The sequence below is a fragment of the Microbacterium sp. genome (assembly GCF_047607465.1).
Lineage (GTDB): Bacteria > Actinomycetota > Actinomycetes > Actinomycetales > Microbacteriaceae > Microbacterium.
The window spans coordinates 1-11637 of sequence record NZ_JASGCY010000099.1 but is presented as its reverse complement, the minus strand read 5'-3'; the positions used below and the strand labels follow the sequence as shown (position 1 = coordinate 11637).

The window sequence follows — 11637 nt, the reverse complement described above, 5'->3', positions numbered from 1 at the left end:
TTCGGCGGCCATAGCGTGAGGGAAACGCCCGGTCACATTCCGAACCCGGAAGCTAAGCCTCACAGCGCCGATGGTACTGCAGGGGGGACCCTGTGGGAGAGTAGGACACCGCCGGACTCCTTTTAAGTAAAATGGCCACCCAAGGTTGGGTGGCCATTTTGCGTTTGTCGAACAGGGAGCATCATGCCGGAAGAAGAAGAGCGCCGTCCGCGTCGGAGTGACGACAGGGGACCGCGCGCACCGCGTTCTTCCGGAGATCGTCCCTTCCGCCCCCGTGAGGGCGGAGCCCCGCGTCGCGAGGGCGGTTATTCCCGTGACGGTGGTGCCCCGCGTCGCGAGGGTGGCTACTCCCGTGACGGTGGCGCTCCGCGTCGTGACGGTGGTTACAGCCGTGATGGCGGCGCTCCGCGTCGTGAAGGCGGGTACTCCCGCGATGGTGGTGCCCCGCGCCGCGAGGGTGGCTACAACCGTGACGGTGGTGCCCCGCGCCGCGAGGGTGGCTACTCCCGCGATGGTGGTGCCCCGCGCCGTGACGGTGGCTACTCCCGTGATGGTGCGCCGCGCCGTGACGGTGGCTACTCCCGCGATGGTGGTGCCCCGCGCCGTGACGGCGGGTACTCCCGTGATGGTGCGCCGCGCCGTGACGGCGGGTACTCCCGTGACGGTGGTGCCCCGCGTCGTGAGGGCGGGTACTCCCGTGACGGTGGTGCCCCGCGTCGTGAGGGCGGCTACTCCCGTGACGGTGGTGCCCCGCGTCGTGAGGGCGGCTACAACCGTGACGGTGGTGCCCCGCGCCGTGAGGGCGGCTACAACCGTGAAGGCGCTCCGCGCCGCGACGGCGATCGTGAGCGCGGCGGGCGCTCCTTCCCGCAGCGCGGTGGGGCGGGTCGTGAGCGTACGGTGCACTCCGGCGCCGACCGTCCGCGGCATGACGACCCGGTCGTCCCCGAGGAGATCACCGCGCGCGACTTGCACCCGTCGGCGCGCAACGAGCTGAAGACGCTGAGCAAGGAGAACGCCGACCGTGTCGCACGACACCTCGCGATGGCCTCCCGCCTCATCGACGAGGACCCCCGGCTCGCCCACGAGCACGCCCTGGCGGCCTCGCGCAGCGCGGGGCGCATCGCCATCGTGCGCGAGACGCTGGGCATCACCGCCTATGCCATCGAGGACTTCGCCCTCGCCCTGCGCGAGCTGCGCACGTACCGCCGCATCTCCGGCAAGGACGACCAGATCGCGCTGATGGTCGACAGCGAGCGGGGGATCGGTCGTCCCGACCGTGCGCTCGAGACCGGCCGTGCGGTCGACAAGTCCACGCTCCCGACGCCGGTCCGCGTCGCCCTCGCCATCGCCATGTCCGGTGCGCGCCTCGATCAGGGCGATCTCGAACTCGCTCTCGGCGAGCTCGAGATCCCCGAGCTCGATCCTGATCGCGCCTTCGAGTGGAGCCCGGCGCTGTTCGCTGCGCGGGCCGCGGTGCTCGAAGACCTCGGCCGCACCGAGGAAGCCGCGTTCTGGGCTCGTCGTGCCGACATCGCCGCCGAGGCGCTCGGCGTCGATGAGGCGGGCGACGAGGAGATCTTCGTCGAGGACGGCCTCATCGAAGACTTCGATGACGACCTCGACGCCGACGCCGAAGATGACGCCGACTCCGACTCCGATGAGATCGCGGGAGACGGCAGCCAGGCGGATGCCGATGAACTCCCGTCCGAGGACGGGGGTGCGGCAGCCGACGTCCCTGCATCGGACGACGCGGCTCCGGCTGCCGGCTCTCCGGAGCCGGACGAGGCGCCCTCGTCGCCCGAGCCCTCGATCGAGGATGAGGTCCGCGAACTCCTCGGAGAGGACGAGGAAGACGCCGACGCGTCCGAGACTGGCCAGGGCGCATGATGGGGCTGTTCTCCAAGAAGCCCGCGCCTCGTACGCCCCTCGATGGCGTCGACACGGTGCTGGCCGATCTCGACGGCGTCGTGTACGCGGGGCCTGGTGCCCTGCCGTTTGCCGTCGAGAGCCTCAACCGTGCCGCTGGCAGCGCACGAGTGGGCTACATCACCAACAACGCCTCGCGCACCGACGCATCGGTGGCGGAGCACCTCACCAGCCTCGGCCTCACCGTCGCGGCATCCGATGTGGTGACGAGCCCCCAGGCCGCGATGCGCCTGCTCGCCGGTCTCGTCCCGCCCCCTGCGACGATCCTCGTCGTCGGCGGCGCAGGGCTCGTCGACGAGCTCGAGAAGGCCGGTTACACGCCGACCCGCAGCGCCGAGGATGCGCCGGCGGCGGTCGTCCAGGGGTTCGCCCCCGAGGTCGCCTGGACGGATCTCGCCGAGGCCGCGTTCGCGCTGAAGACGCCGGAGGACGAGGGCGGGATCCCCTGGATCGCCACGAACACCGACTGGACGATCCCGCGTGAGCGCGGGGTCGCGCCCGGCAACGGCACGCTCGTCTCGGCGGTGCATACGGCGATCGGGCGACTCGCCACGGTCGCCGGCAAGCCGGAGGTGCCCATCTTCGAAGAGGCCAAGGCGCGCTTCGACGCCGAGAACGCCCTCTTCATCGGCGACCGCCTCGATACAGACATCCAGGGCGCGGTGCGGGCCGGCATCGACTCGGCCCTCGTGCTCACCGGCATCGACCGCCCGAAGCACGTGCTCGCCGCACCGGAGGGGTCGCGTCCGACCTACATCCTCAGCGATCTGCGCGAGCTCCACGAGCCCTATCCGTTCGCGACGGTGAAGGACGGCGTGCACCGGGTCAACGGCGCCGCGGTGCGCGTTTCGGGAGCCGATGTCGAGATCGTGTCGGACGGCGAGGCGCAGATCGACCTGCTCCGCGCCGCCGCCTCGGCGATCTGGGCCTCTGGCACCCCGGTGTTCGTGCTGCGCGTGCCGGAGCGCCTCTATGCGGATCCGTTCCACAGGCCCTGACGTGGCGGGCCGGCGACGTCGGTGCTCGCGCGTACAGTAGAAGCGTGACCGATGAGACGACCCCGACGCCGACCGACGGCCTCTGGAGCCGTCTGCGTCTGATCGAGGGGCAGCCGCTGGCCGATCGCGCCGACGCGTACGCCGCCCTGCACGACGAGCTCTCCCGTCGCCTCGAGAGCGGTGCCAGGCGCGACGACCGCGAAGCGCAGCGATGACGAGACTCGATGCCGCCCTCGCAGCACGAGGACTCGCCCGTTCGCGCTCGCACGCGGCGACGCTGATCGCCGATGGGCTCGTCTGCGTCGACGGCCGTCCTGTCGTCAAGGCGTCCACCGCGGTCGCCGATGACGCCGAGATCACCGTGGCCGGCGGCGACCACTACGTCGGGCGCGCGGCGCACAAGCTCATCGCCGCCCTCGACGGATTCGCGATCGAGGTCGACGGCCGGCTCGCCCTCGACATGGGCGCCTCCACCGGCGGCTTCACGCAGGTGCTCCGCGAACGCGGCGCGCGGCGCGTGCTCGCCGTCGACGTCGGCCACGATCAGCTCGCAGCCTCCGTCGCGTCCGACCCCGGGGTCATCGCTGTCGAGGGCTACAACGTCCGGTACATGACCCCGCAGAGCCTCGCATCCGCCACCGGGGAGAGCACGCCGCCCGATCTCGTGGTCGGCGACCTGTCGTTCATCTCCCTCGAGCTCGTGCTGCCGGCCGTCGCCGCCGTCGCCGCGCCCGACGCCGACGTGGTGCTCCTCGTCAAGCCGCAGTTCGAGGTCGGGCGCACCGCGGTGCGCGGCGGCCTCGTGACCGACCCCGCCACCAGAGCGGATGCCGTGGCCCGCACCGTGTGGTCGGCCTGGGACGAGGGGCTCGGCATGCTCGGCATCCTCCCTTCGCCGATCCTCGGTACACACGGCAACGCCGAGTACCTCGTGCACCTCGCGCCCGGTCGCGGCAGCGATCCGTCAGAATGGTCAGACCGCATCAACGCACTGGCAGGGAGTCGATGAACGAGCGCAACATCCTGGTCGTCGCCCACGCCGGCCGTGCCGACACCGTCGAAGCCGCGCATCGCGTCGTGGAGGAGCTGCGCGCCGCCGGCGCGCGCCCCGTGCTGCCGGCAGACGACGCCGCCGACCTCACCGTCGCCGACCCGCTGTTCAGCGACGTCGACGTGCTCGGCCGCACCGTGGTGCAGGCCGACCTCGAGCTCGCGATCGTGCTCGGCGGCGACGGCACGATCCTGCGGGCGGCCGAACTGGTGCGCGGCAGCGACGCCCCCGTGCTCGGCATCAACATGGGCCACGTCGGCTTCCTCGCCGAGATCGACCGCGACGACATGGACGAGGCCGTGCATCGCGTCATCGCCCGCGACTACGAGGTCGAGGAGCGCCTCGCGCTGTCGGTGCGGGTGAAGGACACCGCGGGGGCGGTGATCTACGAGACGTGGGCGCTCAACGAGGCGACCGTCGAGAAGGCGAGCCGTGAGCGGATGATCGAGGTCGTGCTCGAGATCGACGGCCTGCCGCTGTCGAGCTTCGGCTGCGACGGCATGGTGGTGTCGACGCCGACAGGGTCGACCGCGTACAACTTCTCCGCCGGCGGCCCGGTGATCTGGCCGGGCGTCAAGGCGATCGCCGTGGTGCCGCTGTCGGCGCACGCGCTCTTCGCGAAGCCGCTCGTGGTGAGCCCGGACGCATCCGTGGCGATCGAGATGCTCGAGGGGGCCTCTGGCGCGGGGATCCTCTGGTGCGACGGGCGACGCTCGCACGAGCTGCCGCCAGGGGCGAGGGTCGTCGTGCGCCGCTCCTCGCATCCGGTGCGCCTCGCGCGCCTGCACCAGGCCGAGTTCACCAACCGGCTGGTGCGCAAGTTCCAGCTGCCGGTCGCCGGATGGCGCGGCCAGAGCGCTGGGGGCGCGCAGTGATCGAGGAGATGCGGATGCAGGGCCTCGGCGTCATCGCCGACGCCGTGCTGCCGTTGGGCCCGGGGTTCACCGCGATCACGGGGGAGACCGGCGCCGGCAAGACCATGGTCGTCACCGGTCTCGGGCTTCTCCTCGGTCAGCGCGCCGACTCCGGCGCGGTGCGCGCCGGATCCGCGCAGGCGTCGGTCGCCGGGGTCTGGATCGTTCCAGAGACCGGAGCGGTCGCCGACATCGTGGCGGATGCCGGTGGGGAGCTGGAGCCGGCCGGAGTCGGCGACGCCGAGCTCTACGTCTCGCGCACCCTGAGCGCGGAGGGCCGCAGCCGCGCCAGCGTGGGTGGACGGGCCGCTCCCGCAGGTGTGCTCTCGGCGCTCGCCGAGGAGCTCGTCGTCGTGCACGGGCAGTCCGAGCAGCTGCGGCTGAAGTCGGCATCCGCGCAGCGTGACGCCCTCGACCGCTTCGGCGGCGCCCCGATCGTGACGGCGGTGCAGGAGTACTCCGCTGCTTTCGCGCGCTGGCGCGCGCTGGATGCCGAGATCGTCGACGTCGTCGAGAACAGGGACCGCCGCGCCGACGAGGCCTCGCGGCTGCGGGAGGCGCTCGCGCTCATCGAGGCGACGGCGCCGGAGAAGGGCGAAGACGAAGAGCTCGCCCTCCGCGCCGAGCGGCTCGCCAATGCCGAGGAGCTGCGGCTCGCGGCATCCGTCGCGCACCGCGCGCTGTCGGACGAAGAGGGCGAGGCCGACGCGTCTGGTCTCATCGGCGAAGCGCGGCGCGTGCTCGAGCGCGCCTCGGATGCGGCTCTCGCCGAGATGGCGCAGTCGCTCGCCGACGTCGGCTACCGCATCGCCGACATCGCCGGCCAACTGTCCGCCTACCTGGCCGATCTCGACGAGTCCGGTCCCCACGAGCTCGCCGCCGTCGAGGAGCGCCGCGCCGCCCTCGGCGTGCTCGTCCGGGCGCACGGCTCGCTCGACGAGGCGCTGGAGCTGTGGCAGAGCGGCTCGGCTCGGCTCGCGGAGCTCGATGACGACGACGACCGCCTCGGCCGCCTCGAGACGGAGCGCGCAGAGGCGCGGGAAGAGCTCGACGCCAGGGCCGCCGCGCTGACCGCCGCGCGAGTCGACGCCGCTGCGCGGCTGGCCGCTGCCGTCACCGAGGAGCTGCACGCCCTCGCCATGCCGGACGCCCACCTCGAGGTCGCGGTCACCGCGGGCGCCGAGTCGGCCAACGGGCGCGACGACGTGGCGATCCTGCTCGCCCCGCACCCGGGGGCGCAGCCGCGGCCGGTGGCCAAGGGCGCATCCGGCGGCGAGCTGTCGCGCGTCATGCTCGCGATCGAGGTCGTCATCGCCGGCACCGACCCCGTCCCCACCTTCGTCTTCGACGAGGTCGACGCCGGCATCGGCGGCGCCGCCGCCATCGAAGTGGGCCGGCGACTGGCCCGGCTCGCCGAGACCTCGCAGGTGATCGCGGTCACCCATCTCGCCCAGGTCGCCGCCTTCGCCAGCAACCACCTCACCGTGGTCAAATCCAGCGACGGCGCCGTGACCGCCTCGAGCGTCCGGCGGCTGGAGGGCGAGGAGCGCGAAGCGGAGATGGCCCGGCTGCTGTCAGGACTGGCCGATTCCGATGCCGCGCTCACGCACGCGCGCGAACTCCTCCGCCTCGGCCACTGAGCTTGCTGATAGGATAAAAGCCCGTGATGACCTCTTCTGCTGCGGGACCCAAGAACGACACGACCAAGCACATCTTCGTGACAGGTGGTGTCGTTTCGTCTTTGGGGAAGGGCCTGACGGCGGCCAGCCTCGGCAACCTCCTCACCGCCCGCGGGCTGCGCGTGGTCATGCAGAAGCTCGACCCGTATCTGAACGTCGATCCGGGCACGATGAACCCGTTCCAGCACGGCGAGGTCTTCGTCACCGACGACGGCGCCGAGACCGATCTCGACATCGGCCACTACGAGCGCTTCCTCGACATCAGCCTGTCCCAGGCCGCGAACGTGACCACAGGGCAGATCTACTCGCAGGTGATCGCGCGCGAGCGCCGCGGCGAGTACCTCGGCGACACGGTGCAGGTGATTCCGCACATCACCGACGAGATCAAGCGCCGCATGCGACTGCAGGCCGATGAGACGCCGAAGCCCGATGTGATCATCACCGAGGTCGGCGGCACGGTCGGCGACATCGAGTCGCAGCCGTTCCTCGAGTCCGCCCGTCAGCTGCGTCACGAGCTCGGACGCGACAACGTGTTCTTCGTCCACGTCTCGCTGGTGCCGTTCATGGGGGCATCCGGCGAGCAGAAGACCAAGCCCACCCAGCACTCGGTCGCCGCCCTTCGCCAGCTCGGCATCCAGCCCGACGCCCTCGTGCTGCGCAGCGATCGCCCGGTGAGCGAGAGCAACCGCAGCAAGATCGCCCTCATGTGCGACGTCGATGCCGAGGGCGTGGTCAACACCGTCGATCTGCCCAGCATCTACGACATCCCCTCGACGCTGAACGAACAGGGCCTCGATTCGTACATCGTGCGCCGCCTCGGCCTCGCCGAGAAGGCCGTCGACGTCGACTGGACGCGCTGGAACAGGGTGCTGCACGCCGTGCACAACCCGAAGCACGAGGTCACGATCGGCCTCGTCGGCAAGTACATCGACCTTCCAGACGCCTACTTGTCGGTGACGGAGGCGATCAAGGCCGGCGGTTTCGCGCAGGAGACGAAGGTCAGCATCCGTTGGATCCCCTCCGACCTCTGCGAGACGCCGGATGGCGCTCAGGAGCAGCTCGCCGCGCTCGACGGCATCTGCATCCCCGGCGGCTTCGGCATCCGAGGCATCGAGGGCAAGCTCGGCGCGCTGAAGTTCGCTCGCGAGCAGGGCATCCCGACCCTGGGGCTGTGCCTTGGACTGCAGTGCATGGTCATCGAGTACGCCCGCGACGTCGCAGGCATCGCCGGCGCCTCGTCCAGCGAGTTCGACCCCGAGACCACCGAGCCCGTCATCGCGACGATGGCCGAGCAGGTGGAGATCCTCGACGGCGGCGACCTCGGCGGCACGATGCGCCTCGGCCTCTACCAGGCGACCCTCTCCGAGGGGTCGCTGGCGCGCGAGCTCTACGGCAGCGAGATCGCCTCAGAGCGCCACCGCCACCGCTACGAGGTCAACAACGCGTATCGCGCGCGCCTCGCCGACGCCGGCCTCGTGTTCTCGGGCCTCAACCCCGACCTCGACCTCGTCGAGTTCGTCGAGCTGCCGCGCGACGTGCACCCCTACTACATCGCCACCCAGGCGCACCCCGAGCTGCGCTCGCGTCCGACCGACCCGCACCCGCTGTTCCGCGGGCTCGTGGGCGCGGCGATCGAGCGGCACCGCGCCAGCGAGCTGTTCAGCGAAGATGACTGACACCTCGACGGGTTCGGCCGAGGACCTGCGCGACGAGCCCTTCGCCCCCGAGGTGCGCCAGAGCGACCTCGTGTACAAGGGCTGGGTGTGGGACGTGCGCTCCGATCGCGTGGCGTACGGGGGCGGCGAGATCATCCGCGAGTACGTGGCGCACACCGGCGCCGTGGCGGTGCTGGCGATGGACGCCGATGGACGGGTGCTGCTGATCCAGCAGTACCGGCATCCGATCCGTCATCGCGACTGGGAGCTGCCGGCCGGTCTTCTCGACATCGCCGGCGAGGATCCGATGGCCGCCGCTCAGCGCGAGCTCGCGGAAGAAGCCGATCTCGTGGCGCGCGAATGGCGTCCGCTGGTGTCGTCGTGGACGACACCGGGGGGCAACGACGAGCTGATCCGCATCTATCTCGCCACGGGCGTCGAGCCCGCCCCCGGCGCGCACGAGCGCGAGGACGAGGAGGCCGACATCCGCGTGGAGTGGGTGGCGTTGGAGGACGCAGTGGCCGCCGTGCTCGAGGGGCGCATGCGCAACGGCATTCTGCAGATCGGCGTTCTCGCCGCCGAGCGGATGCTGCGCGACGGGCGCTGACGTGCAGCTCGAGCGGGCACTGGACGCGTACCTGCGCCACGTCACGATCGAGCGGGGTCTCAGCGCGCACACGGTCGGCGCGTACCGCCGCGACCTCGCCGGCTACGTCGAGTGGCTCGGCGGTCACGGGATCGCGGAGACAGCCGAGATCACCCCGGCGCTGGTCGGCTCGTTCGTCGCCGAGCGCTCATCGGCGCTCCCGCCGCCAGCTGCGACGAGTCTCGCGCGTCTGCAGTCGTCGGTGCGCGGCTGGCACCGCTTCCTCGTGCGCGAGGGCATCGACGACGACGACCCCACAGGGCGCCTGCGGCCGCCGAAGGCCCCACGGCGCCTGCCGAAGGCACTGACGATCGATCAGGTCGAGCGACTGCTGGCTGCACCTTCCGCGGAGGAGCCGACCGGCATCCGCGACCGCGCCCTGCTCGAGCTGCTGTACGCGACGGGCGCCCGCGTCTCCGAGGCCGTCGGGCTCGACGTCGACGACCTCGCTCACGGCGACGTGCTGCGGCTGCGCGGCAAGGGCTCGAAGGAGCGGATCGTGCCGATCGGCTCCTACGCGCGCGACGCCGTCGACGCCTACCTGACCAGGGTCAGGCCGCTTCTCGCCGCCAAGGGCCGTGCGAGCGCGAAACTCTTCCTCGGTGCGCGCGGCGCGCCCCTGTCGCGGCAGAGCGCCTGGCTGATCATCCGCTCGGCCGCCGAGCGGGCTCGGATCACCGCCGAGATCTCCCCGCACACCCTGCGTCATTCGTTTGCGACGCACCTCCTGCAGGGCGGCGCCGATGTGCGCGTCGTGCAGGAACTGCTCGGGCACGCTTCGGTCGCCACGACGCAGATCTACACGCACGTCTCGGTCGACACGCTGCGCGACGTCTACGCGACATCTCATCCTCGAGCTGTATGACGTGTCCCCCATTCGGGGGACGCGGACGGACGAGGCAGTCCCATATGCTTTCTCGGTATGCACCCCCGGTCGCTCGCGCCCGGGCCGATGAAGGAGTCCTGACATGCGTTCCACCGGTCCTCTCGCGGTCCTCGCCGCATCCGCCCTGGCCCTCACCCTCGCTGGATGCTCCGGGGATGGCGGAGGTGAGCTCACGTACGAAGACTCCCCGCTGAACAAGTACCTCAGCGCCGCCTACGGAGGCGACCTGTCGCCAGAGGAGCAGCAGAAGAAGTTCGACGAGCAGCAGCGTCAGCAGGAAGAGCTCATGGCCGAATGCATGGCCGAGCAGGGCTTCGAGTACAAGCCGAATGTGAACAACGGCGGCATGGTGTTCTCCGAGGAGGACGGGACGTGGGAGCCCGACAAGAAGGAATGGGTGGAGAAGTACGGCTACGGCATCGTGAACAACCCGTTCATGTCCGAGGAGACGCAGCAATCGGGCGAGGAGTACGTCGACCCCAACCAGGAGTACCTGGATTCGCTGTCGGAGTCCGAGCGCAACGCGTTCTACGAGACCGCCTACGGGGTGCCGCCCACCGAGGAGGAGATGGGTGAGGACGGCGGCTACGAGTACAACTGGGAGGATGCAGGCTGCCAGGGGTGGGCGCAGCACGAGCTCCAGGGCGACGATCCATGGCAGTCCGACGAGTTCGCCGACCTCCGCGACAAGATGTACGCGCTGTGGGAGACGTCGCAGAGCTCGCCGGAGTTCAAGAAGCTGAACGCCGACTGGTCGAAATGCATGGCCGAGGCCGGAGAGCCGGGCTTCGATCTCCAGACGGATGCGCAGCAGTCCATCTCCGACGCGCAGAACGAGATCTACGAGAGCGCCTACGGCGACGGGACCACCGAGGTCGACCCGGAGACCGTGGTCGATCCGAGTGACAGCCCCGAGATGAAGGAGCTCGGCGAGAAGGAGATCGCGCTCGCGCTCGTCGACCTCGGATGCCGGCAGAAGACGAACTACACCGAGGAGTCGCTGAAGATCCAGTTCGCGATCGAGGAGGAGTTCGTGCGCGACAACAAGGCCGAACTCGAGGCGTTCAAGGCCGCGGCCGAGCAGAACAACTGACGCATGAAGGACGACGAGACGCCCACCGGCGAGCATCCCGACGACTTCACCGCACTCATCGAGGGCGAAGACGCAACCGAGGAGAGGACCGTCGGCGACGAAGTCGCCGACAAGGACGAAGAGGACGGACCCGCTGTCGACATGTCGCGGGTGAGCGGATGGCGGCGCATCCTGCGCGGCAACCGCATGCTGTGGATCGTCGCGCTGTGCGCGGTGGTCAGCCTGGTCGCCGGGCTGCTGGTTGGGCGCTTCCTCATCGCCCCCGCGGACACCGCAGAGGCGCCGGATCCGGGGCTCGTCACGGTGCCGGTGGAGTTCGGGCCGCTGAGCAACGACGTCACGCTGCGCGCCGACGTCGGCTATGCGGATGCGGTCGACGTGAGCATCGATACGACCGGCGGCGGAAGCGTCGTCACAGGTGCCGTGCCCGAGGCGGGCGCGACGCTGAATCCGCTGTCGATCGCACTGGAGGTGGTCGGTCGGCCCGTCATCGTGCTGCCGGGAGAGCTGCCCGCGTACCGCACGCTGCGCTTCGGCGTCTCGGGACCCGACGTGCTGCAGCTGAAGCAGGCGCTCGCCGGCATCGGCATCGACGTGGGGGATGCGGCATCGAACCTGTTCGATCAGGCGACGGCGAACGCCGTGGGGCAGCTCTACGCACAGGTCGGCTACCCGGCGCCCGCACCAGAGGAGGGCGCGGACGAGGCGGTGCGCGGCGCCGAGCAGGGCGTGCGCGATGCGCAGAGCGGCCTCGCGCAGGCCGAGCAGGCGCTCGCCGCCGCCGGG

The 11637-nt window shown here is 70.7% G+C and carries 10 protein-coding genes, 1 rRNA gene and 1 pseudogene; all 12 read left to right on the top strand.

The genetic code is table 11. From position 1 onward, the window contains the following. Positions 1-117 (top strand): 5S ribosomal RNA (rrf, locus tag QM568_RS14305). Between the two features lie 66 nt (positions 118-183). Beyond that, complete coding sequence (locus QM568_RS14300) at positions 184-1890, top strand: primosomal protein (RefSeq protein WP_415139848.1); 1707 nt, start codon at positions 184-186, stop codon at positions 1888-1890. Next, the gene (locus tag QM568_RS14295; protein WP_415139849.1) at positions 1890-2927 is read left to right on the top strand and encodes an HAD-IIA family hydrolase; all 1038 of its coding nucleotides are present in this window, start codon (positions 1890-1892) and stop codon (positions 2925-2927) included. Before QM568_RS14300 ends, QM568_RS14295 begins: the two co-directional genes overlap by 1 nt. A 44-nt stretch (positions 2928-2971) precedes the next feature. Continuing rightward, entirely contained in the window at positions 2972-3142 is a 171-nt protein-coding gene (locus QM568_RS14290) for a hypothetical protein (protein WP_415139847.1), read from the top strand. Continuing rightward, complete coding sequence (locus tag QM568_RS14285; protein WP_415139846.1) at positions 3139-3936, top strand: TlyA family RNA methyltransferase; 798 nt, start codon at positions 3139-3141, stop codon at positions 3934-3936. Before QM568_RS14290 ends, QM568_RS14285 begins: the two co-directional genes overlap by 4 nt. Continuing rightward, the gene (locus QM568_RS14280; RefSeq protein WP_415139845.1) at positions 3933-4853 is read left to right on the top strand and encodes an NAD kinase; all 921 of its coding nucleotides are present in this window, start codon (positions 3933-3935) and stop codon (positions 4851-4853) included. The genes QM568_RS14285 and QM568_RS14280 overlap by 4 nt, the downstream gene beginning before the upstream one ends. Before the next feature lie 14 nt (positions 4854-4867). Further along, complete coding sequence (gene recN, locus QM568_RS14275; RefSeq protein WP_415139844.1) at positions 4868-6532, top strand: DNA repair protein RecN; 1665 nt, start codon at positions 4868-4870, stop codon at positions 6530-6532. 26 nt (positions 6533-6558) lie between these two features. Then, positions 6559-8247, top strand: coding sequence for a CTP synthase (locus QM568_RS14270; protein ID WP_415139843.1), 1689 nt, complete (start codon positions 6559-6561; stop codon positions 8245-8247). Further along, the gene (locus QM568_RS14265) at positions 8240-8833 is read left to right on the top strand and encodes an NUDIX domain-containing protein (RefSeq protein WP_415139842.1); all 594 of its coding nucleotides are present in this window, start codon (positions 8240-8242) and stop codon (positions 8831-8833) included. The genes QM568_RS14270 and QM568_RS14265 overlap by 8 nt, the downstream gene beginning before the upstream one ends. Position 8834: 1 nt before the next feature. Next, positions 8835-9737: a site-specific tyrosine recombinase XerD gene (gene xerD, locus QM568_RS14260; protein ID WP_415139841.1), complete on the top strand. Its 903-nt coding sequence runs from the start codon at positions 8835-8837 to the stop codon at positions 9735-9737. 103 nt (positions 9738-9840) lie between these two features. Then, positions 9841-10851 carry a hypothetical protein gene (locus QM568_RS14255; RefSeq protein WP_415139840.1) on the top strand — a complete coding sequence of 337 codons (1011 nt, stop codon included), beginning with the start codon at positions 9841-9843 and terminating at the stop codon, positions 10849-10851. A 3-nt stretch (positions 10852-10854) separates the two neighbouring features. After that, positions 10855-11637, top strand: a pseudogene (locus tag QM568_RS14250) (hypothetical protein); the annotation flags it as partial.